The sequence below is a fragment of the Leucobacter sp. Ag1 genome (assembly GCF_000980875.1).
GTDB classification, from domain to species: domain Bacteria; phylum Actinomycetota; class Actinomycetes; order Actinomycetales; family Microbacteriaceae; genus Leucobacter; species Leucobacter iarius.
Genome location: NZ_LAYO01000085.1, coordinates 19,699 through 41,778, shown reverse-complemented (window position 1 = coordinate 41,778; position 22,080 = coordinate 19,699). Strand labels below are relative to the sequence as shown.

Genomic DNA, 22,080 nt, shown 5'->3' with positions numbered 1-22,080 from the left:
GCGTCGAACCCTCATCCGGATCGGATGGGGGCTCGATGCGTTCACTGGCGGTTCGGGGTCACCGGTTCCGCACCCAGTCCCGTGCGGGGCCGTCGAACAGCGCGGCGAACGGTTCGAGGTTCTCCTGCTCGGCACCGGCGCCGATCGCGGTGGCGGCCCAGTCTCGAGTCGCGTATTCGACCTCCCGCAGGATCGTCATCGCGGTGTCCGTGCTCAGATCGAACGCGTCCGCGACGTCGAGCAGTTCGTGGATCTCGCGTCGTCGGGTGGGCCCGGAGGGGACGATCGGAGTCGAATCGAAGCCCGACCCCCAGTGCGGGTTGACGTCGAACATGGGCGAGAGCCGCCAGCCCGTCTTCGTGCGCAGCAGACCGTGGTTCCGCATGTGGTCGTCGAGGTTGCCCACGAGCAGGGTGAACGCGACGCGGCGGAACAGCTCGTGCACGTCCTCCGTGCTCGCCGTCCGGCGCAGGGCGCCTGCGAGGTCCGTGTAGCTTCGACGGTCGATCTCATGATCGTCGAGCTGCAGCAGGGTGCGCGCGGAGCGGTACCCGATGCGTCGACCGTCCTCGCGATCGAAGCGCCGCAGCAGCAGGATCGAACGTCCTTCACCGACGCGCTCGAGGCGATGCGGCGGAACGCGGATCCCGGCGCGGGCCGCGAGGGTGAGGGTGACCTCCTCCCAGAGCGACACATCCCAGCGGTCCCCGTGGGCCGGGACCTTGGCGAGCCAGAGGCTCCCGCTGTCGTCGGTGACCTGCACCTTCGGCCGCGCGCCGCCGGGAGAAGCCGAACCGAACTGGAACAGGATCTCGAGCGCGGCGGCCACGTTGCGCCCGGCCTCGGCATCGGCGGCGGCCGCGAGCAACCGGGGCCAGTCCACGGTGTCCACGCGATCGGGGAGCGCGCTGCGGCCGAGCGGGGCGCCGTCGCTCCAGAATCGGACCGCCCCTTGGCGGGTGCTGTCGGACACGCGCAGGAGCGAATCGAGCGCGCTCAAGCGACCGTACGGCCGACCATCGTGTCTCGCGAGCAGGCGTTCTTCTTCCTGCAGCAGGTCCCGCCCCCAGCGATCGGGGCCGGCATCCTCGAACCCCAGGAACATCGGGCGATGCACCGGCGGCCGCTGCAACCCGGTGTCGAGGTGGAGCTCCGGCGAGAGCGCGTAGCTCCCCGGGGCCGCCAGGTACTCCGCGTGATAGCGAAAGGAGACGAAGGGCGCGCCTCCCGTCGGCGAGGGCTCCTCGCGGAGCACCCCCGCCGGGATCTCCGTTCCGGACGGAAGCTGCACGGAGACATCGACCGCGGTCACCGCGGGGCTCGTTTCCGTCGCATGCGGTCGGCACGGAGCAGCCCGAGCTCGGTGTTCAGCGGCTCGACCGCATCGAAGATCCGCTCCTGGATCCCGAGCACCCGGGCGACCGCGAGCACGGCACCGAAGCGAGCCCCGGTGCCGTCTCCCCGTTCGAGGGAGCGGAGCGTGTCGAGCGAGATGCCGGCGCGGTCCGCCACCACCCTCGCGGGGAGGTCGTGCACGAGTCTCCAGCGGCGGAGCGCATCGCCGATCTTCGCGGCGTCCTCCTGCGCGGTCGTCGGCAGTCCCACCTGAACCCCCTTGGCATAAGTGCGGTCAAAGCATGATTTATAGGCTATCAAATTATCCTTGACACGTACTTAACGGGCGCAACAATTCGAGCGCGCCCGCGGCCCGATACCCTCGGAGGGTGACCTCACGCCAGCCCGCGCTCCGCATCGCGTTCGTGATGCTGCACACCTCCCCCCTCGACGTCCCGGGTACGAAGGACGCCGGCGGCATGAACGTCGCCGTGCGCGCCCAGGCCGAGGCGCTGGCCGACGCCGGCCACGAGGTCCGGATCCTGACCCGGCGCGCCGACCCCGAGGTGCCCGCCCGCGTCGAGACGCGCGCGAACCTGACGGTCGTGCACCTCGACGCCGGGCCCGCGCGCCTGCTCGCCAAGGGCGACCACGAGGCCGTGATGGACGACTTCGGTCGGGCGCTCGCCGCCGAACTGGCCGAGCACCCCGCCGACCTGCTGCACGCCGAGCACTGGTTCTCGGGCATCGCCGCCCTGCCCGTGGCCCGTGCGACCGGCATCCCGCTCGTGCAGAGCTACCACTCCATCGCGGCGCCGCACGAGAGCCCGCTCGGCGACGGCGAACGGGCCGAATCGCCCGGCCGCGAGGCGGGGGAGCAGCGGCTCGCCCGCGAGGCGGACCTGCTGCTCGCCGTGAGCGAGGCCGAGCGGCGCACCATCGAGTGTCGCCTCGGCGGCGATCCCGAGCGCATCGCGGTCGTGCCGCTCGGCGTCGATACCGAGCGCTTCCACCCCTGCGAGACCGCGGAGTGCGCCGAGCAGCGCGACTGGATCGAGCGGGGCGGACGCCCCGAGGTGATCGTCGTCGGCCGGTTGCACCCGCTCAAGGGCTTCGACCTCGCCGTCGCCGCGATCTCGCTCATCGCGGCCGAGCGGCGCCCGGTGCTCCGGATCGTGGGCGCTCCGCCGCCCGACGGCGACGACTACGCGCGCGCTCTGCACGCCGCCGTCGTCGACGCGGGCATGGTCTCGACGACCGCGTTCGACGGTGCGCTGCGCCGCACCGAGCTGGCCGAGCGGATCCGGCAGGCCGACCTGATGCTCGTGCCTTCGCACACCGAGACCTTCGGGCTCGTGGCGCTCGAGGCCGCCGCGTCGGGGGTCCCCGTGATCGCCCGCGAGGTGGGCGGGCTGCGCGAGGCCGTGCGCGACGGCGTGACGGGCGTGCTGCTGCCCGACGGCGCGAGCGCCGAGGCCTGGGCCGACGAGATCGAGGTGCTGCTGCGGGATCGCGTGCGGCTGGAGCGGATGGGTGAGGAAGCGCGCCGATTCGCCCTCGCGCACGGCTGGGACCGCTCGGCCGAGCACCTGCTCGCCGCGTACCGCACCCTGCTCGACCGGACAAACTGTCCCTGACGTCACCTCGCGCGGATCCCGCTCCTGGTAAGCGATCCGCACCAGAGTGTTCGGCCACTCCGAAGCGGCCGGACACCGTGTCAGGAAGTCGGCGCGAAACCCCGTGAGACCGCCCCGCGCCCCCTGCGCGAGCGGGCCGACTGATCTACGCTCGAACTCGTCGGAGCTCGCGGTTCGCCCGCGACCCCACGATGCGCCGCGCCGGCCGCGCGACGCACGAACAGCCGCACCCAACGATGCACGCGAAGGAAGCACAGCGATGACCGAGACCACCGTGATCCCGCACTGGATCGATGGCGCACGCCGCCCCTCGACCAGCGGCCGCACCGCACCCGTCTACAACCCCGCCACCGGCCAGGTGCAGGCGCAGGTCGCCCTCGCCGACCAGGCCGAGATCGACGAGGCCATCGCCTCGGCGCAGCGCGGCTACGAGATCTGGAGCGAGTACTCCATCGCGAAGCGCCAGACCGTCCTCTTTAACTTCCGCGAGCTGCTCAACGCGCGCAAGCCCGAGCTGGCGAAGATCATCACCGCCGAGCACGGCAAGGTCGTCTCGGACGCCATGGGCGAGATCCTCCGCGGCCAGGAGGTCGTCGAGCTCGCCACCGGGTTCCCGCACCTCATCAAGGGCGCCTTCTCGGAGAACGCCTCGACCGGCATCGACGTCTACTCGATCAAGCAGCCCCTGGGTGTCGTCGGCATCATCTCGCCCTTCAACTTCCCCGCCATGGTGCCGATGTGGTTCTTCCCCATCGCGATCGCCGCGGGCAACTCGGTCGTCGTGAAGCCGAGCGAGAAGGATCCGTCGGCCGCGCTCTGGATGGCCGAGCTCTGGAAGGAGGCCGGTCTTCCCGACGGCGTCTTCACCGTGCTCAACGGCGACAAGCTCGCCGTCGACGGCCTGCTGAACGCCCCCGAGGTGCAGTCGATCTCGTTCGTCGGCTCGACCCCGATCGCGCAGTACATCTACGAGAACGCGTCGAAGAACGGCAAGCGCGTGCAGGCGCTCGGCGGTGCCAAGAACCACATGCTGGTTCTGCCCGACGCCGACCTCGACCTCGTCGCTGACCAGGCGATCAACGCGGGCTACGGCGCCGCGGGCGAGCGCTGCATGGCCATCTCGGTCGTGCTCGCGGTCGAGCCCGTCGCTGACGAGCTCATCGCGAAGATCGTCGAGCGCATCGGCAAGCTCAACATCGGCAACGGTGCGTCGAGCCCCGAGCCCGACATGGGCCCGGTCATCACCGACGTGCACCGCGACAAGATCACCGGCTACATCGACATCGCCGAGGCGGACGGCGCGACCATCGTGGTCGACGGTCGCGGCTTCGCGGTCGAGGGTCACGAGGAGGGCTTCTTCGTCGGCCCCACCCTGATCGACAACATCCCCACCACGTCGCGCGCCTACACCGAGGAGATCTTCGGCCCGGTGCTCGAGGTCGTGCGCGTGAAGTCCTTCGACGAGGGCGTCGAGCTCATCAACTCGGGCCAGTTCGGCAACGGCACCGCGATCTTCACGAACGACGGCGGGGCGGCCCGCCGCTTCCAGCGCGAGATCCAGGTCGGCATGATCGGCATCAACGTGCCGATCCCCGTGCCGGTCGCCTACCACTCCTTCGGCGGCTGGAAGGCCTCGCTGTTCGGCGATGCGAAGGCGTACGGCGTGCACGGCTTCGAGTTCTTCACCCGCGAGAAGGCGATCACCAGCCGCTGGCTCGATCCCGCCACCCACGGCGGCATCAACCTCGGCTTCCCGCAGAACGACTAGTCTGCGTCCGCCGGCTCCGCGCCGGTGAGCTCCGCGAACGGGCGGGCGGTCCTCGGACCGCCCGCCCGTTCGGCGTTTCCGGGGGAGCCGCGGAGGTGTCACAGGCTCCAGCGCGAGAAGTCCTCGGCGGTGCGGGCGTCGGCGGGACCGATCCAGATCCGCTTCGTGTCGCCGGGAGCCGTCGGGTCGAAGAGGACCGCGACGGTGTCGCCCATCTTCGGCAGCTCGTGGCGCTTCCACTGCCCGAGCCGCTGCACCCAGCGCTCCGTGCCTGCATCGTCGACGAAGCGCACGACCATCTCGCCGAGGAGTCCGCCGGATTCGGGGCTGATCTCGGGGATCGCGGTGATCTCGCCCGCGGTGATACGGCCGGTGGTGAGGACGCCGGCCAGGGTGCGCTGCCCGGCGCGCGTGCGGATCCTGCCGCGGGCCCCGGCGATGAGCGAGAGCACGGCCAGCACGGTGAGGCCGGCGGGGAGGAACCACCAGAGTCCGCCCGGGCGGGAACCGGAGGGCGCGGGCCAACCGAACCAGCCGAGCCAGCCGCCGATCGCGCCGCCGCCGAGCATGAGCGTGAGCGGGCCGACGAGCGGGTAGGCCAGCAGCCGCCCGGTGTACTTGCGTGCGAAGCCGGTGTGGACGAGCATGCCGATGATGATCGCGGGGAGCCCGATGACCATGCCGAGCCCGGGCCAGGGGAACGGGGCGGCCTCGGTGAACTCGTCCAGGGCGCCGAACGAGAGCAGCATGGCGGCGAGCACTCCCGCGCCGGCCGCGATCACCGCGCCGCTGATGACGAGCGCGACGGCGTACCGGGGCGCGCCGAGCTTCGCGGCCTCCCGGCGACGGCGTTCGGCGACGGGATCGGTGGTGCTCATCCGAGGATCCTTCCGTCGAGCCGGTCGGCCGAGCCTAGCGGGCGACGACCGTGGTCTCGAACGAGTAGAGGTCGGGGCGGTAGCAGTGGTGGCCGGCCTCGATCGCGCGGCCCGAGTGGTCGAACGCGACCCGGTCCATGGTGAGCAGCGGGCTGCCCTTCGCGATGTCGAGCAGCTCGGCCTCGTCGCCGTGCGTGCGGCGCGCGCCGATCGTCTGATTGGCGATGCGGATCGCGATGCCGCGGGCGCGCAGGATCTCGTAGAGCCCGCGCTCCGAGAGCTGTTCGGCGGTGAGGTCGGCGAACTCGGGCGGCAGGTAGTTCACGAGGACGGCCATGGGGGTGCCGTCGGCCCGGCGCAGGCGGCGGATCCGGGTCACCTCGGTGCCGGGTTCGACGCCGAGCTGCGCGGCGATCTCGTCGCTCGCGGGCTCGCGCGCGACCTCCAACACTTCGGTGGTGGGGGCGTGGCCGGTGCGGCTCAGGTCCTCGTTCAGGCTCGTGAGCTCGACGGGGCGGCTGACGCGGCCCTGCACGACCTGGGTGCCGATCCCGCGGCGGCGCACCAGCATGCCCTTGTCGACGAGCTCCTGGATCGCGCGGCGCACAGTCGGGCGCGAGAGTCCGAGGCGCTCGCCGATCGAGATCTCGTTCTCGAGGCGGGCGCCGGCGGGGATGCGGCCCGAGCGGATCGCCTCCTCCAGGCGGGACGACACCTGGTAGTAGAGGGGCACGGGGCCGTTGCGGTCGAGGTCGACGAACAGCTCTTCGGGCCACACCGGTTCTGCGCTCATCTCGCCCTCCTCCCCTTCCGCACTTTGTGCGGACAACCAGACGTGAGTCCACCCTACGCCGATTCGTGCGAGCCCCGCGGCGGATTCCGGCGGCTGCGCATCTGGACGGACCCCGAGAAAGTGATATTGTTAGGACAAACGTGACGGCAAAGATGCCCCGAGAGGAGGTCGGCGATGGCTGACCGGGATCCCGATGACGCGCTGGTGATGGGCCGCCTCGGCGTCGATGTGTATCCGCTGCAGGACGGCGTCGGGCTCGAGGAGGTCACGAGCTTCGGCAAGTACCTCGGCGGCTCCGCCGCCAACGTCGCCGTCGCCGCGGCGCGCTACGGGCACGCGAGCGCCCTCGTCTCGCGCGTCGGCGACGACCCCTTCGGCCGTTACCTCCTCGCGGAGCTCGCCCGCCTCGGCGTCGACCCGCGCGAGGTGCGCGTCGACCCGCGCTACGCCACACCCGTCACCTTCTGCGAGATCTTCCCGCCCGACGACTTCCCGCTCTACTTCTACCGCGAGCCCAAGGCGCCCGACCTCGAGATCGCCCCGCAGGATCTCGACCTCGACGCGATTCGCGCCGCCCGGATCCTCTGGCTCACCGTCACGGGACTGAGCCAGGAACCGAGCCGGTCCGCCCACCACGCGGCGCTCGAAGCGCGCAGCGCAGCGCCCGCGCCGACGGCGCAGCACACGGTGCTCGACCTCGACTACCGCCCGATGTTCTGGCCGGACCCCGCCGAGGCGAGCGCCCAGGTGGCCCGCGCCATCGCGCACGCGACCGTCGCCGTCGGCAACCGCGAGGAGTGCGAGGTCGCCGTCGGCGAGACCGAGCCGTTGCGCGCCGCCGACGCGCTGCTCGAACGCGGTGTGCGTCTCGCCATCGTGAAGCAGGGCCCCAAGGGCGTGCTCGCGAAGACCGCCGACGAGACCGTCGAGGTGCCGCCGCACTTCGTCGAGGTCGTGAACGGCCTCGGCTCGGGCGACGCGTTCGGCGGTGCCCTCTGCCACGGCCTGCTCGAGGGCTGGGGGCTCGAACGGATCCTGCAGTACGCGAACGCGGCCGGCGCGATCGTCGCCACCCGCCGCGAGTGCTCCACGGCCATGCCGAGCGCCGCCGAGGTCGAGGCCGTGCTCGCCGGTGGATCGGCGGACGCCGTGCGCGACGCCGAGGCGCGCGACACGGCCCGTCTCGCAGCGGAAGGCGCGGTCCGATGAACCTGCGACTGAGCGACGCGGACCTCGCCCGGCTCCGCGCCGTGCGCGCCGAACATCCCGAGGCGATCGGCGAGTACCTCGCCACCCGCGAACGGCGCGAGCTGCTCGCGGGCGACGGGCGCCTCTTCATCGTCGCCGCCGACCACCCCGCGCGCGGTGCGCTCGCCGCCGGCGGCGACGCCACCGCGATGGGCAACCGCGGCGAGCTCATCGACCGCCTGGCCCACGCGCTCAGCCGCCCCGGGGTCGACGGGGTGCTCGGCACCCCCGACGTGATCGACGACCTCGCGGCCCTCGGCCTGCTCGACGGCAAGATCGTCGTCGGATCCATGAACCGCGGGGGCCTGCGCGGCGCCTCCTTCGAGATGGACGACCGCTACACCGCCTACGACGTCCCCGCGATGGTCGCCCAGCGGCTCGACTTCGCGAAGACGCTGATCCGCGTCGACCTCGACGACCCGGGCACCGCCCCCACGCTCGAGGCCACGGCGCGCGCCGTCGACGCGGCCGCCGACGCGCGGCTCCCGATCATGCTCGAACCCTTCCTCTCGGGTCGCGACGCCGGCACGGGCCGCGTCGTCAACGATCTGAGCCCCGAGGCCGTGATCCTCTCGATCGCGATCGCAGCGGGTCTCGGCCGTTCCAGCGCCTACACCTGGATGAAGCTCCCCGTGGTCGACGAGATGGAGCGGGTGATGGAGGCGACGACCATGCCGACCCTGCTGCTCGGCGGCGAGGGCGGCGGGGATCCCGACGCCGCGTTCGCCGCGTGGGAGCGGGCGCTCGCGCTGCCCGGCGTGCGCGGCCTCACGGTCGGGCGCACGCTGCTCTACCCGCAGGACGGCGACGTGACCGCCGCGGTGGACACGGCCGCGCGACTGGTGCACGGTGATCTGACGACCACGGCGACGGAGGGGGCGGCATGACCGCGGAGGCGAACGGATCCGGCGAGCGCTGGTTCCATCGGCGGGGAGCGCTCGGCGCGGACGGTTGGGAGACCGTCGTCGACGAGCGGACGCCGGGTTGGGCGCACACGGGCCTCCGGGTCGCGCGGCTCGAGGCCGGCGAACGGATCGCGCTCGAGGGTGCGGGCGTCGAACGGCTCATCGTGCCGCTCTCGGGATCCTTCGCGGTGACGCGCACCGAACCGGGAGCCGCCGACGGCGCTGCGACGATCGAGCTCGCGGGCCGCGCGTCCGTGTTCGACGGTCCCACCGACGTGCTCTACCTCTCGGCCGCGGTCGACTCCGCCTCCGTCGAGGCGGTCGGCGGCCCCGGCCGGTTCGCCGTCGCGACCTCGCCCACCGACCGCGTGCTGCCGACCCGGCGCATCGGCGCCGACGAGGTGCCGGTCGAGCTGCGCGGCGGGGGCGCATCGAGCCGCCAGGTGCACAACTTCGGCACTCCGCAGGCGCTCGACGCCTCCCGCTTCATCGTCTGCGAGGTCATCACCCCGGCCGAGAACTGGTCGTCGTACCCGCCGCACAAGCACGACGAGCACGTGCCCGGGCACGAGTCGCGGCTCGAGGAGATCTACTACTTCGAGTCCGCCCCGGCGCGCGGCGCCGCCGTCGAGGCCAGCGAAGCGCACGCCTTCGGCATGTTCAGCACCTACTCGTCGCCCGCGGGCGACATCGAGATCGACGCGATGGTGCGCACGGGCGACGTCGCGCTGATCCCCTTCGGCTATCACGGTCCGGCAGTGGCGGCTCCGGGCTACGACCTCTACTACCTGAACGTCATGGCCGGCCCCGACCCCGAGCGGGTCTGGCTGATCAGCGACGATCCCGCGCACGGCTGGGTGCGCAGCACCTGGGACGGGCTCGGCATCGACGCCCGCCTGCCCTTCGCCCCCGACGCGCAGCCCGCGCCCGACACCGAGGAGACCGCACGATGACCGCGCGACGCATGACCGTCGGCCAGGCGCTGATCGAGTTCCTGGCGAACCAGTGGACCGTCGACCGGGACGCCTCCGGCGCCGAGATCCGCGAACGCACCGTGCCCGGCGTGTTCGGGATCTTCGGGCACGGCAACGTGGCCGGCGTCGGCCAGGCGCTGCAGCAGCTCAACGCGCAGGATCCCGCGCTGATGCCCTACTACCAGGCCCGCAACGAGCAGGCCATGGTGCACCAGGCCGTCGGCTACGCGCGCATGCACCGCCGGCGCGGCACCTTCGCGGCCGCCGCCTCCGTGGGGCCCGGCGCCACGAACCTGCTCACGGGCGCGGCGCTCGCCACGACGAACCGCCTGCCCGCCCTGCTGCTGCCGAGCGACACCTTCGCGACGCGCGTCGCCGATCCCGTGCTGCAGCAGCTCGAACAGCCGCACGACATCGGGCTGACCGTGAACGACGCCTTCCGGCCGCTTTCGCGCTTCTTCGACCGGGTGCAGCGGCCCGAGCAGCTGTTCTCGATCGCGCTCGGCGCGATGCGAGTGCTCACGGATCCGGCCGAGACCGGCGCCGTGACCATCTCGCTGCCCGAGGACGTGCAGGCCGAGGCGTTCGACGTGCCCGCCGAGTTCCTGCAGCCGCGCGAGTGGCGGATCCGGCGCCCGCGCCCCGAGCGCGATGCGCTCGCCGCCGCGGTCGCGGCGATCCGATCCGCGAAGCGCCCGTTCATCGTCGCCGGCGGCGGCGTCATCTACTCGGGTGCCGAGGACGCGCTGCGGGAGCTCGCCGAGGCGACGGGGATCCCGGTCGGCACGACGCAGGCCGGCGGCGGATCGCTGCCCTGGGATCACCCGCAGTACCTCGGCGGTGTCGGAGCCACGGGCACCACCGCCGCGAACCGGCTCGCGGCCGAGGCCGACCTCGTGATCGGCATCGGCACCCGGTACAGCGACTTCACGACGGCATCGCGCACCGCGTTCCAGGATCCGGGCGTGCGCTTCGTCAACATCAACGTCGCCGCGTTCGACGCGGTCAAGCACGGATCGCAGCTGCCCGTCGTGGCCGACGCCCGCGAGACGCTGCTCGAGCTCGCGCCGCTGCTCGCGGACTGGCGGCTCGGCGCCGATTCGGCCGAGCGCCTGGCCCGCGAGAAGGGCGAGTGGGACGGCGTCGTCGACGCGGCCCTCGCGCCGACCGGTGCGGAGCTGCCCGGACAGTCCGAGATCATCGGCGCGGTGCATGCGGCGAGCGACCCGCGCGACGTGATCGTGCAGGCCGCGGGATCCCTGCCGGGCGATCTGCACAAGCTGTGGCGCGTGCGCGATCCGCTCGGGTACCACGTCGAGTACGCGTACTCGTGCATGGGCTACGAGATCGCGGGCGGACTCGGCGCGAAGCGCGGGCTCGACGCGGCGGGCGACGACCGCGACGTGATCGTCATGGTCGGCGACGGCTCGTACCTGATGCTCAGCACCGAGCTCGCGACGGCCGTGGCCGAGGGGATCAAACTCGTCGTGGTGATCGTGCAGAATCACGGCTACGCCTCGATCGGGCACCTGTCGGAGACGGTCGGCTCGGAGCGCTTCGGCACGAAGTACCGGCGCTACGACGCCGAGGCCCGCAACTTCCAGGGCGACGAGGTGCTGCCCGTCGACCTCGCGATGAACGCGCGCAGCTACGGCGTCGACGTGGTCGAGATCCCGGTCGCGCCGGGTGCCGCCGAGGCGCTGCGCGAGGCCGTGGTCGCGGCGAAGGCGTCGCCGCGCTCGACCGTGATCCACATCAACAGCGACCCGCTCGTCTACGCGCCCGACGGCGAGGGCTGGTGGGACGTGCCGGTGGCCGAGGTCTCGGAGCTGGAATCGACGCAGCGCGCCCGCGCCGAGTACGAGGAGCACGTGCGCGCCCAGCGGCCGCTGCTGGGCTAACCGGGCAGGGCCGCCTTCGACCCGGCGAGCCGTTCGACGAGCGCGTCCGGGTGCGTCAGCTGCGGATGATGCCCGGCGCCCGGTACCGTCACGATCTCGACGTTCGGCCGCGCCGCGAGCGCCGCGGCGAGACGCGGATCGAGCGGGTCATCGCTTCCGGTGACGATGCGGACGGGTCCGTCGTACCGGCCGAGCGCCTCGCGGAGCTCGGCGCGCCAGCGCTCCGAGCCCGCCTGCGCGAGGTGCTCGGCCACGGCCCTGGCACGACCCCGCCGCAGGTCCTGGGCGCTGCTCGTGAGCCGGTCGGCGCTCGCCTCCGAACCGGTGAGGCGGCGCGACAGCGCGCTCGCGCTCGTGCGGCGCAGCACGCCGCGCACGAGCGGTCGCAGGCGAGTTCCGGCGCCCGCCCGCGGCTGCAGGAAGAACGGCGCGATCAATGTCAGCGCCCCTACCCGCTCGGGGAACCGGTCGGCGGCGATGACCGCCGCGGCCGCGCCGATCGAGTGGCCCACGAACTCGAGTGGCTGCTCGTCCAGGATCCCGGGCAGCCAGCGCCCCCAGTCGCGGATGCCCATGCCGCCGCTCAGCCCGAGCCCGGGCAGGTCGACCGCACGCGCCCCGATGCCCGCCGCGACATCGGCCCAGGTGTCGGCGTTGACCGGCAGCCCGGGCAGGATCAGTCGCCGTGCGTCGGAGGCGCCCAGCTCGAAGGTCCGCACGCCTCCGGCGTCGATGAACCGGCGGTCGCCGCCCTTCGCGGTGCCGAACCGGTGCGCGGCCATGTAATCGACCCACCGTTCGAGCGAGGTGCGCACGTCGGGCATGGTGACGCCGTGCCGCGCGGCGAGCGCGACGGCGGGACCGGTCGGGTAGCGGTCGGAGGAGAGGAAGCCGAGGGTCTCGGGGTCCGCCCCCGTGACCCACTGCGGGAGGCGCTTGATCACGCCGACGGGGATCCGGAGCTTCGGGACTTGCGCTCCGAGGTGCCGGCCGGCGTGCACGAGCAGCTCCGTGAGCGGCGGCGTCCGGTCGTCCAGGATCCAGTACGCCTGCCCCGCGGCGTCGGGATCGATCGCCGCCGCGGCCATGAACGACGTCATGTAATCGACGGTGAGCACGGGTACAAACGTGGAGCTCCCCGCGGGCAGCGCGGTGGCGGTGCCCGCCCACACCTGCTCGATCGTGCTCGCGATGCCGATGTGCTGGTCGGATTCCCCGGTGACGCTGTCGCCGATCACTGTGGCCGGGTTGATAATCGTCCAGGGGACGCCCCGCTCGGCGGCCCGGGCCTGGAAGATCGCGTCGGACTCCACCTTCGACGCCTCGTAGCCGCCGAGCTCCGCGTACACCGCCGCCCGGTGCTCGTCGGACCACGGCACCGCTGCGGGGTCCTGGCCGCCCACGCGGTAGCCGGAGATGTGCAGCAGACGCTGCAACCGGGGGAGTTCGGCGGCGAAGTCGACGACCTTCTCGACGATGCCGACGTTGGCGCGGCGCGCCTCCTCCGCCGGCATGCCGAATCGGAACGACCCGGCGCAGTTGTGGATCTCGGTGATGTGCGCGAAAGCCGCAGGTCCGCCCGGCAGGAGCTCGGGCGTCTCGAAGTCGACGAGCACGACGGAGATGCTCTGCGTCACGCCTCGTTCCTGCAACCAGCGCACGAGCCGGATACCCGACTCCACGCTGCGCACGGCGGCGGTGACGTCCGCTCTCGCCGCGACGAGGGAGCGGATGAGGGTGCGGCCGACGAGGCCAGAGGCCCCGAAGACCAGCGCGTTGCGGGTGGACAGCTCCGCGCTCATCGGGTGCCCCCGACCTGAGCGACGCGCCCCTCGATGAGCTCGGCCACGACGTCGGCGGCCGCGTGCAGGGGCTCGGTGCTCCGGGTGGCGCGGGACACGATGACCGCGCCCTCGATCATCGAGACGACGACGGTCGCGAGCGAGCGGGCCTCGGACTCGGCGAGTCCGCTGCCCACGAGCAACTCGGTGGTCGGGGTGATCCACGATGCGAAGGCGGCCGCGCAGGCCTGCCGCAGCCGCTCGCTCTCGGCGCCCATTTCGAGGGTGACGACGGAGACGGGGCAGCCCAGCCGGAAGTCGCTCTCGCCGACGATGGCGGCCAGGGCCTCGATCGCGGCTCGCGCGGCACCGGCCGCGCTGCCGGCGGCCTCGGCGGCCTCGGCGATCAGCGCCGCGAACTGGGCCTCAGCCAGCTCGACGGCTGCCACACCGAGGCCCTCCTTCCCGTCCGGGAAGTGGAAGTAGATGGATCCCTTGGGGGCGGCGGCGTGCTCGATGACGGCGTTCAGGCCGGTGCCGGCGTAGCCGCCGGTCTGGATGAGTTCAAGCATGGACGCCGCGAGCCGCGCTCGGGTCAGGTCACCTTTGGAAGTCATGCCCCAAATAATAGACCGGTCTACATATTTTGGACAAATGCTGTGGAGTGCGTTCGGGCGGCGACTGCCGCGGCGAGGCGGATCGGTGCGCGGCTCATGCGAGTCGTTCCCGGCCCGGGTGCACGGGCGTGATTCCGTACACCGCGGCGGCTTCGGCAAGGCGGATGTCGTAGGTCAGGATCGCGTCCAGCGCGTCGCCGAGGTTCTGCGCGGCGATCAGGTGGAGCGCATCGAGGCTGCGCAGAGGCGTCGGAGGCAGTGTGCCAGCGCGCTCGTAGTCGATCGAGTCCAGGCTGATGATCTCGCAACTGCGGAGCAGGTCGTGCGCGTCGATCGACAACCCGGGGTCGATGCGATGTACGGCGCGCATGAGCTCGACTCGAGCGAGATCCGAGGTGACGAGGATCGCTTCGACCTCCGTGTACCAGTCGACGAGCGCATCGGACTCGGGCTCTTCGACGATGAGCTTGGCGAGCGCGGAAGTGTCCGCGTAGACGAGCACGCTCAGATCCGATCCGCACGGAGGTCGTCGAGGACTTCCGCTGTCGATGAGGGTACCCCGGCTCCGATGGTGGGCTCGTGGGTGTTCCGCTCGCCTTCCGCCCGTCGCGCGAGATGCCCGGCCCGCCGGATCAGATACTCGTCGCGGTCGATCAGCGCCGGGCGGAGCTTGCCGCTGGCGAGGAGCATCTCGCGTTGCGTGCGACCGATCGGCACGAGGCGTGCGATCGGTCGGCCTCGCTCGGTGACGTCGAGCGACTCGCCGTCGGCCACGCGGTGAACGGTCGCGGAGGCGTTCTGCTGCAGTGCGCGGATTCCGATTTCCTTCATGTGCGGCAGTGTCGCACATGAAGACTCGAGCGTGTCAAGCTCGATCGGGCGGGTGTGGATGGCGAGCGCTCCCGAAATGCCCTATTGTCTTATCAAAGCCTCGGGCAAGGCTGCCCGAGCGATCGAACAGCGCGAGGAGGCGCACGCATGGACGCACGAGTCGCCGGTGCCCCGGTGAGCTTCGGAGTGTTCGAGCTCACCCCCGAGGGAGCCGACACCATCGCCCCCGATCAGATGCTCGAGATCCTCGACGAGACCGGCTACGCCGGCATCGACCTCGGCCCAGCCGGGTACCTCGGCGAGGGGGAAGCGCTGATCTCCCGCCTGCGCGCGCACGGCTTCGGCCTCGCCGGCGGCTGGGTCCAGCTGCCCATGAGCGACGACGACGCGTTCGCGGCCGCGCTGCCCGAGCTCGACGCGGCGCTCACGGTGTTCGCCGACGCGGCCGCCGCGCTCGGCGGGCCCGCCGCGTTCCGACCCAAGCCGACGCTCGCCGACTCCGGCTCCGAAGCGCGCCAGGCGCGACCCGGCCTCGCGGTCGATCCGCTCGACGCCGCCGGCTGGGACCGCCTCGCCGCGAACGCCGCCCGCGCGGCCGAGCGCGTTCGCGCGGCCGGGCTCGAGCCGACCTTCCACCACCACGCGGGCACGTTCGTCGAGTCGCCCGACGAGGTCGAGCGGTTCCTCGACCGGGTCGACGTCGGCCTCACCTTCGACACCGGGCACCTGCTGCTCGGCGGCGGCGACCCCGCCGCCGTGGTCGAGCGCTGGGCGCCCCGCATCAACCACCTCCACCTGAAGGACGTGGATCGCGCCGAGCTCGCCCGGGTCATCGACGCGGGCGGAGGCATGGTCGAGGTCTGGAGCTCGGGCGCCTTCGCGGCGTTCGGCGACGGCGACATCGACCTCGCGACCATCATGGACGCCATGGATCGGGCGGGCTACGCCGGGTGGATCGTCGTCGAGCAGGACGTGCTGCCCGAGGCCGGCATCGATCTCGCGACCTTCGCCGCACGGCGCCTGGCCGACCACCGCACCAACCGCGAGGCGCTCCGGCCCTGGGCCTGAGCGGACGCGCTCCCGAACCGCACCACGAGCAGAAGGAATCGAAGCAATGACGCAGAACCGAGTGCGCATGGGGCTCATCGGCACGGGCCGCATCGGCCTGGTGCACGCGACGAGCATCTCGGCGCATCCCGAGACGGAGCTCAGCTGGATCGCCGATCCGTTCGTCGACGGCGCGCACGCGCTCGCGGCGCGCTTCGGCGGTCGCGTGACCGATTCGAGCGACGAACTGCTCGACTCCGGCGAGGTGGATGCGATCCTGGTCGCCGCGCCGACGCCCACGCACGTGCCGCTCATCGAGGCGGCGGTGGATCGGGGGATCCCGGTGCTGTGCGAGAAGCCGATCGACCTCGACATCGCCCGCGTGGAGGCACTGCGGCCGAAGGTGGCGGCGTCGGGGGTGCCGGTGGCGCTCGGCTTCAACCGCCGCTTCGATCCCGCCTTCGCCGAGGTGCGCGCCCGCGTCGCGGCCGGCGAGATCGGGCCGCTCGAACAGCTGACCATCATCAGCCGGGATCCCGCGGCGCCGCCCGCGGCGTACATCGGGGTCTCGGGCGGGATCTTCCGCGACATGACGATCCACGACTTCGACATGGCTCGGTTCTTCCTGCCCGACATCGTGGAGGTGAGCGCGACGGGCAGCACCCTCTTCGACGAGGGCGCGCGCGAGCACGGCGATTTCGACACGGCCGTCGTGACCCTGAAATCCGCGTCGGGCGCGATCGTCACGATCGTCAATTCGCGGCACAGCGCTGTCGGCTACGACCAGCGGATCGAAGCCTTCGGAGCGCTCGGCTCCCTGCAGGCGAACAATCCGTCGCTCAGCCTGGTGAGTGCGTCGAATGCGACGGCGGTGGACGCGCGAGCGCCCTACGAACCGCAGTTCCTGCACCGCTACGCCGTGTCGTACTCGGCCGAGCTCGACGCGTTCCTGCGCCTTATGCGCGGCGAACCGTCCGACAGCCCCACCTTCGACGACGGCCGCGCCGCGCTGCTGTTCGCCGATGCCGCCCAGAGGTCCGCCGAGACCGGTAGCGTCGTTGCGATGCCGTTCAACTGAAGCTTTGCGCGGAGTTTGCAACAATCTGGTCTCAAATGCCCTAATGTCATGACAAATATCCCCGAATCGCTGGATCCTGATCCGGGGATGGAAGATACTGGCGAACAGGGCCGTTCACGTCCCACCTCGCAAAGCTCAATGAAGAGGAAAAGAGGCACCGTCATCATGGTGAAGAAGAAGCTCATCACCGCCGCAGTGGCCACCGCTGCGGCCCTGACCCTGGCGCTCGCCGGCTGCTCCGGCACCGGCGCGAAGGGCGGAGGCGGCAGCGCGAGCGCCGCCCCCGACAACAAGAACATCAAGATCTGCGTCTACACCCACGGCGACGGCGGCACCTTCTGGGCCGTCGCGCAGAAGGGCGCCGAAGACGCGGCGAAGACGCTCGGCGTCACCCTCGACTACCAGGGCTCGACCAACGACGCCGCCAAGCAGGCGTCCACCATCGAGGCCGGCGTCAAGGGCGGCTGCAGCGGCATCGCCGCCTCCGCACCCGACCCCGGCGCGATCCAGTCGGCCATGAAGTCCGCGAGCGACGCCAAGATCCCCACCGTCACCATCAACTCGGGATCCAGCGTCTACAAGGAGCTCGGCGCATTCACCCACGTCGGCCAGGACGAGATCGTCGCCGGCCGCCAGGCGGGCGAGAAGTTCAACGAGCTCGGCGTCAAGAAGATCCTCTGCCCGATCCAGGAAGCCGCCAACTCCGGCCTCACCGATCGCTGCAAGGGCGCCGCCGAGACCTTCAAGGGCAAGGTCCAGGAGTTCAACGCCGACGGCGCGCTCGCCGACCTGAACGGCGCGCAGGCGAAGATCCTCGCCGCCCTCCAGGCCGACTCGTCGATCGACGCCGTGTTCGCGCTGAACGCCGACGTCGCCACCGGCGCCGTCCTCCCCGCCGTCAAGACCGTCGGCCGCGACATCAAGGTCGGCACCGTCGACCTGTCGGCCGACGCGCTCAAGGCCATCGACGCGGGCACGCTCCAGTTCGGCATCGACCAGCAGCAGTACGCGCAGGGGTACATGGCCGTGCAGCTGCTCTACTTCGCGGTCAAGGACGCGATCGAGATCGGCGGCGGGCTCCCCGTCTACACCGGTCCCGCATTCGTGACCAAGGACAACGTGAAGGCCGTGCAGGAATCCGTGAAGGAAGGCCTGCGCTAACGCGGACGACGGGGTCGGCGGCGTACCGCCGGCCCCGTCCCTCGCAGGGAGAGACCATGACATTCCTCACCGAAACCAGCAACATCAAGCTCGACGAACGCGTGAGCACGACGCCGTGGTACCTCAAGGTGCTGCGCCGCCCCGAACTCGGCGCACTCATCGGCGCGATCGCCATCTTCCTGGTGTTCGCCTTCTCCGACACCACCGGCAACTTCGCGACGCTCGAGGGCGCCGCCGGCTGGACCGACTTCGCGGCCCCCGTCGGCATCGTCGCCGTGTTCGTGGCTCTCCTCATGATCGGCGGCGAGTTCGACCTCTCGACCGGCGTCATGGTCGGCACCTCCGGCCTGCTCGCGGGCCTCCTCATCACCGAGTGGGGCGTGAACGTCTGGCTCGCGATCCTCATCACCATCGTCTTCGCCGGCATCGTCGGCTTCATCAACGGCATGCTCGTCGTCAAGACCAAACTGCCGTCCTTCATCGTCACCCTCGGCACGTTCTTCGTGCTCAAGGGCGTCAACCTCGCCGTCACCAAGGGCATCACCGGCACCGTCCGCGTCTCCGGCGTCGACCAGGGCGACGGTTACGACTCGGCGCAGGCATTCTTCGCCAGCACCGTCTCGATCGGCGGCACCACCTTCCAGATCTCCGTGGTCTGGTGGATCCTGCTCACCATCATCGCGACGCTGCTGCTCACCCGCACCGTCTTCGGCAACTGGATCTTCGCCGTCGGCGGCGACGCCAACGCCGCGCGCAACGCGGGCGTGCCCGTCGACCGCACCAAGATCCTGCTGTTCATGATGACCGCGATGTCGGCCGCGCTCGTCGGCGTCATGTTCGTGCTGCGTCTCAAGGGCATGCAGGCCGGTCAGGGCGTCGGCCAGGAGTTCTACTACATCATCGCCGCGGCCGTCGGCGGCTGCCTCCTCACCGGCGGCGCCGGATCCGCGATCGGCGCCTCCATCGGCGCGCTCATCATGGGCTTCGCCGCGGTCGGCATCCCCTACGCCCTGTGGGATCAGGACTGGGTCTCGACGTTCCTCGGCGTGATCCTCTTCTCCGCAGTGCTCATCAACATCACCATCTCGCGTCGTGCACAGGGAGGTCGAAAGAAATGACCCAGGAATCAGCGACCCCGGCTCTCGAGCTCGAGAACGTCGGCAAGAGCTTCGGCAGCGTCATCGCGCTGCGCGACATCAGCCTCAAAGTCGACGCCGGATCCGTCACCTGCGTGCTCGGCGACAACGGCGCCGGCAAGTCCACGCTCATCAAGACCCTGTCGGGCGTGCACAAGCCGAGCTCCGGCGCCTTCCGCGTCGAGGGCGAGGCCGTCGAGTTCTCCTCGCCGCGCGACGCGCTCGCCCGCGGCATCGCGACCGTGTTCCAGGACCTCGCGACCGTGCCGCTCATGTCGATCTGGCGCAACTTCTTCCTCGGCAACGAACCCGTCAAGGGACCGAAGTTCTTCGGCTTCATGTCGGTCAAGAAGTCGCAGGACATCACCAAGCAGGCGCTCATGGAGATGGGCATCGACCTGCGCGACACCAACCAGCCCATCGGCACGCTCTCGGGCGGCGAGCGGCAGGCCGTCGCCATCGCCCGCGCCGTGCACTTCGGCGCCAAGGTCCTCATCCTCGACGAGCCCACCAGCGCGCTCGGCGTACGCCAGTCCGGCATCGTGCTGAAGTACATCCTCGCCGCACGCGAACGCGGCGTCGCCGTGGTCTTCATCACCCACAACCCGCACCACGCGTTCATGGTCGGCGACCGCTTCTACCTGCTCAACCGCGGCCGCATGATCGCCGACTTCGAGCGCGGCAAGGTCGAGCTCGAAGAACTGGTGCAGGCGATGGCCGGCGGCGCCGAGCTCGAATCGCTCGCCCACGAGATCTCTGCGACCCGGAAGTAGGAGGCGCATGCGCACGCTCGCGAACGGAACCACCGAGGTCGGGGTCGGCCTCATCAGCGTCGGCTGGATGGGGCAGCTCCACAGCCGCGCCTACCGCAACCTCGCCTACGCCTACCCCGACCTCGGGGTCCGTCCGCGGCTCGTGCACGCCGCCGACACCTCCGAGGACCGGCGCCGCGAAGCGGTCGACGTGCTCGGCTACGAGCGCGCCTCCGCCGACTACCGCGCCGTACTCGAAGACCCGGAGGTCGACGTCGTCTCGATCTGCGCCCCCAACTTCCTCCACGCCGAAATGGGGATCGCGGCCGCGAAAGCCGGCAAGCACTTCTGGATCGAGAAGCCCGTCGGACGCGGCGAGACCGAGACCGCGGCCGTCGCCGAAGCCGCCGACGCGGCCGGCGTCGTCACCTCCATCGGCTTCAACTACCGGCACGCGCCCGCCGTCGAGCACCTCCGCGAACTCATCGCCGCGGGCACCCTCGGTCGCATCACCAACGTGCGCGGCCACATGTTCGCCGACTACTCCGCCGACCCGCGCGGCGCCCGCTCCTGGCGCTTCGTGCGCGAACTCGCCGGATCCGGCGTGCTCGGCGACCTCATGGGTCACCTCGTCGACCTCGTCCACTACACGCTCGGGCCCGTCGCCGAAGTGAGCGCCCTCACCTCCACCGTCTACGCCGAACGACCCGAACTGCCCATGGGCACCGGCACCCACTTCGCCCTCATCGAAGGCGGACAGATGGAACCCGTCGAGAACGAGGACTACGCCGGCATGCTCGTGCGGCTCTCCGGCGACGCCGTCGCAGCCGACGCCGTCGGCACCCTCGAAGCCTCCCGCGTCGCCGTCGGCCCCCGCGCCAGCTACGGGATCGCCGTCTACGGCACGAACGGCTCCGCGATCTGGGACTTCGAACAGCTCAACTTCCTGCGCGTCTCCACCCCGCTCGGCACCGAGGACCCCGGCTACACCACCGTCATGGCGCACCCCGGCATGGGCGAATTCGGACGATTCCAACCCGGCGCCGGCACCTCCATGGGCTACGACGACCTCAAAGTCATCGAAGCCAAGAAGTTCCTCTCCGCCGTGCTCGGCCGCTCCTCCGACGCGTCGAACATCCACGACGCGCTCTCCGCAGCCCGAGTCGTCTCCGCCGCCGAACGCTCGGCCGCCGAACGCAGCTGGGAACGGATCCCCGCCGAACCCGGCACGACCGCGGCCCTCACCGCGCCCCAGGAGGCATGATGCAGCACCTCATGGCCGGCAGGATCCTGCTCGTCACCGGTGGCACCCAGGGCCTCGGCCTCGCCATCGCCCGCGCCGCCGCCCGCGAAGGAGCCGCCGGCATCGCCATCGTCGGACGCTCCGCCGAGAAGGCCGAACGCGCGCTCGTCGAGATCCACGAAGCGGCGCTCTGGAGCGACGACGGCCCCGCGAACGCCATCGCCATCGTCGCCGACCTCGCCACCCCCGGCGAAGCCGAACGCGCCGTCGCCGAGACCATCGCACGCTTCGGTCGCATCGACAGCCTCGTCAACGCCGCCGCCCTGCCCACCCGCGGCAGCCTCACCGACACCACGCGCGAACTGCTCGGCGAACACCTCGCCGTCAACCTCGTCGCACCATTCATGACCATGCAGGGCGCCGTCGCGGACCTGCAACGACGCGGCGCACCCGGCACCATCGTCAACATCATCACGATCTCCTCCCACGGCGGGCAGCCCTACCTCGCGCCCTACGTCGCCTCCAAAGCCGGGCTCGCCGGACTCACCAAGAACGCCGCGTTCGCGCACCGCTTCGACCGGATCCGCATCAACGGCCTCAACATCGGCTGGACCGCCACCCCCGGCGAGAACGCCACACAGCAGAAATTCCACGGCGCCGAAGACGGCTGGCTCGAACAAGCCTCCGCCGGGATGCCCATGGGCAAACTCGGCCAACCCGACGAGATCGCCGACGCCGTCGTCTTCCTCCTCAGCGACCGCAGCGGCGTCGTCACCGGATCCATCATCGACTGGGACCAGACCGTGATCGGGGCGTACGAGTAAGGGGTCGCTCTCGGGTGGGGCGTGCGCGGTGACCGGGATTGCCCTGCGGCTTAGGCGGGGATCCCCCGGCGATGTCGCTCCTCCGTCGCGCCACGCCAACCCCGATGCGCCGCCGGGCAATCCCGGTCACCGCGCACGCCTCACAGGCCGTTCGCTGGGCGCTTCCGCTGG

21 protein-coding genes are annotated in these 22,080 nt (G+C 71.2%); 13 read left to right on the top strand and 8 right to left on the bottom strand.

Annotation, left to right across the window (positions count from 1 at the left end; genetic code table 11):
* Window positions 1-58: 58 nt before the first annotated feature.
* A complete protein-coding gene (locus tag XM48_RS05905; protein WP_052961327.1) occupies window positions 59-1,312 on the bottom strand; it encodes a type II toxin-antitoxin system HipA family toxin in 1,254 nt (417 codons plus the stop codon).
* A complete protein-coding gene (locus XM48_RS05900) occupies window positions 1,309-1,605 on the bottom strand; it encodes a helix-turn-helix domain-containing protein (RefSeq protein ID WP_197074155.1) in 297 nt (98 codons plus the stop codon). The genes XM48_RS05905 and XM48_RS05900 overlap by 4 nt, the downstream gene beginning before the upstream one ends.
* Window positions 1,606-1,724: 119 nt before the next feature.
* Between XM48_RS05900 and XM48_RS05895 the strand changes: the two genes are divergently transcribed.
* Together XM48_RS05895 and XM48_RS05890 are read left to right on the top strand one after the other, a co-directional pair.
* Window positions 1,725-2,972 carry a glycosyltransferase gene (locus tag XM48_RS05895; RefSeq protein WP_231580818.1) on the top strand — a complete coding sequence of 416 codons (1,248 nt, stop codon included), beginning with the start codon at window positions 1,725-1,727 and terminating at the stop codon, window positions 2,970-2,972.
* Window positions 2,973-3,231: 259 nt separating this feature from the next.
* Window positions 3,232-4,740 (top strand): CoA-acylating methylmalonate-semialdehyde dehydrogenase, encoded by a 1,509-nt coding sequence (locus XM48_RS05890; protein ID WP_046454874.1) that lies wholly within the window; start codon window positions 3,232-3,234, stop codon window positions 4,738-4,740.
* Window positions 4,741-4,838: 98 nt separating this feature from the next.
* Here the strand turns inward: XM48_RS05890 and XM48_RS05885 are convergent, their stop codons facing one another.
* Together XM48_RS05885 and XM48_RS05880 are read right to left on the bottom strand one after the other, a co-directional pair.
* Window positions 4,839-5,618, bottom strand: a complete 780-nt coding sequence (locus tag XM48_RS05885; protein ID WP_046454873.1) for a hypothetical protein — start codon at window positions 5,616-5,618, stop codon at window positions 4,839-4,841.
* Window positions 5,619-5,652: 34 nt separating this feature from the next.
* Window positions 5,653-6,411, bottom strand: a complete 759-nt coding sequence (locus tag XM48_RS05880) for a GntR family transcriptional regulator (protein ID WP_046454872.1) — start codon at window positions 6,409-6,411, stop codon at window positions 5,653-5,655.
* Window positions 6,412-6,585: 174 nt separating this feature from the next.
* On the opposite strand from XM48_RS05880, the gene iolC reads away from it, so the two are divergent.
* Genes iolC through iolD form a run of 4 tightly spaced genes read left to right on the top strand, consistent with a single transcriptional unit; the run spans window position 6,586 to window position 11,439 of the window.
* Window positions 6,586-7,620: a 5-dehydro-2-deoxygluconokinase gene (iolC, locus tag XM48_RS05875; protein ID WP_046454871.1), complete on the top strand. Its 1,035-nt coding sequence runs from the start codon at window positions 6,586-6,588 to the stop codon at window positions 7,618-7,620.
* Window positions 7,617-8,546 (top strand): hypothetical protein, encoded by a 930-nt coding sequence (locus XM48_RS05870; RefSeq protein WP_046454870.1) that lies wholly within the window; start codon window positions 7,617-7,619, stop codon window positions 8,544-8,546. The genes iolC and XM48_RS05870 overlap by 4 nt, the downstream gene beginning before the upstream one ends.
* Entirely contained in the window at window positions 8,543-9,517 is a 975-nt protein-coding gene (iolB, locus tag XM48_RS05865) for a 5-deoxy-glucuronate isomerase (RefSeq protein WP_046454869.1), read from the top strand. The genes XM48_RS05870 and iolB overlap by 4 nt, the downstream gene beginning before the upstream one ends.
* Window positions 9,514-11,439: a 3D-(3,5/4)-trihydroxycyclohexane-1,2-dione acylhydrolase (decyclizing) gene (iolD, locus tag XM48_RS05860; RefSeq protein WP_046454868.1), complete on the top strand. Its 1,926-nt coding sequence runs from the start codon at window positions 9,514-9,516 to the stop codon at window positions 11,437-11,439. The genes iolB and iolD overlap by 4 nt, the downstream gene beginning before the upstream one ends.
* Here iolD and XM48_RS05855 read toward each other — a convergent pair.
* The 4 genes from XM48_RS05855 to XM48_RS05840 form a co-directional block, all read right to left on the bottom strand.
* The gene (locus tag XM48_RS05855) at window positions 11,436-13,241 is read right to left on the bottom strand and encodes an alpha/beta fold hydrolase (protein ID WP_046454867.1); all 1,806 of its coding nucleotides are present in this window, start codon (window positions 13,239-13,241) and stop codon (window positions 11,436-11,438) included. The genes iolD and XM48_RS05855 overlap by 4 nt on opposite strands.
* Window positions 13,238-13,837 (bottom strand): TetR/AcrR family transcriptional regulator, encoded by a 600-nt coding sequence (locus XM48_RS05850; protein ID WP_046454866.1) that lies wholly within the window; start codon window positions 13,835-13,837, stop codon window positions 13,238-13,240. The genes XM48_RS05855 and XM48_RS05850 overlap by 4 nt, the downstream gene beginning before the upstream one ends.
* A gap of 94 nt (window positions 13,838-13,931) precedes the next feature.
* Window positions 13,932-14,339, bottom strand: a complete 408-nt coding sequence (locus XM48_RS05845) for a type II toxin-antitoxin system VapC family toxin (protein WP_046454865.1) — start codon at window positions 14,337-14,339, stop codon at window positions 13,932-13,934.
* A 2-nt stretch (window positions 14,340-14,341) separates the two neighbouring features.
* The gene (locus XM48_RS05840; protein WP_052961325.1) at window positions 14,342-14,668 is read right to left on the bottom strand and encodes a type II toxin-antitoxin system Phd/YefM family antitoxin; all 327 of its coding nucleotides are present in this window, start codon (window positions 14,666-14,668) and stop codon (window positions 14,342-14,344) included.
* Window positions 14,669-14,815: 147 nt separating this feature from the next.
* Between XM48_RS05840 and XM48_RS05835 the strand changes: the two genes are divergently transcribed.
* The 7 genes from XM48_RS05835 to XM48_RS05805 all read left to right on the top strand — a co-directional run bounded on the left by XM48_RS05835 (window position 14,816) and on the right by XM48_RS05805 (window position 21,909).
* Window positions 14,816-15,736: a TIM barrel protein gene (locus XM48_RS05835; RefSeq protein ID WP_046454864.1), complete on the top strand. Its 921-nt coding sequence runs from the start codon at window positions 14,816-14,818 to the stop codon at window positions 15,734-15,736.
* A gap of 46 nt (window positions 15,737-15,782) precedes the next feature.
* On the top strand, window positions 15,783-16,793 hold the full coding sequence (locus XM48_RS05830; RefSeq protein WP_046454863.1) for a Gfo/Idh/MocA family oxidoreductase: 1,011 nt from the start codon (window positions 15,783-15,785) through the stop codon (window positions 16,791-16,793).
* A gap of 165 nt (window positions 16,794-16,958) precedes the next feature.
* The gene (locus tag XM48_RS05825) at window positions 16,959-17,954 is read left to right on the top strand and encodes a substrate-binding domain-containing protein (RefSeq protein ID WP_046454862.1); all 996 of its coding nucleotides are present in this window, start codon (window positions 16,959-16,961) and stop codon (window positions 17,952-17,954) included.
* 56 nt (window positions 17,955-18,010) lie between these two features.
* Window positions 18,011-19,072, top strand: a complete 1,062-nt coding sequence (locus XM48_RS05820) for an ABC transporter permease (RefSeq protein ID WP_046454861.1) — start codon at window positions 18,011-18,013, stop codon at window positions 19,070-19,072.
* Window positions 19,069-19,863 (top strand): ATP-binding cassette domain-containing protein, encoded by a 795-nt coding sequence (locus tag XM48_RS05815; protein ID WP_046454860.1) that lies wholly within the window; start codon window positions 19,069-19,071, stop codon window positions 19,861-19,863. Before XM48_RS05820 ends, XM48_RS05815 begins: the two co-directional genes overlap by 4 nt.
* Window positions 19,864-19,870: 7 nt before the next feature.
* Entirely contained in the window at window positions 19,871-21,106 is a 1,236-nt protein-coding gene (locus tag XM48_RS05810) for a Gfo/Idh/MocA family protein (RefSeq protein ID WP_046454859.1), read from the top strand.
* On the top strand, window positions 21,106-21,909 hold the full coding sequence (locus XM48_RS05805; protein WP_046454858.1) for an SDR family oxidoreductase: 804 nt from the start codon (window positions 21,106-21,108) through the stop codon (window positions 21,907-21,909). The genes XM48_RS05810 and XM48_RS05805 overlap by 1 nt, the downstream gene beginning before the upstream one ends.
* Window positions 21,910-22,080: the final 171 nt, after the last annotated feature.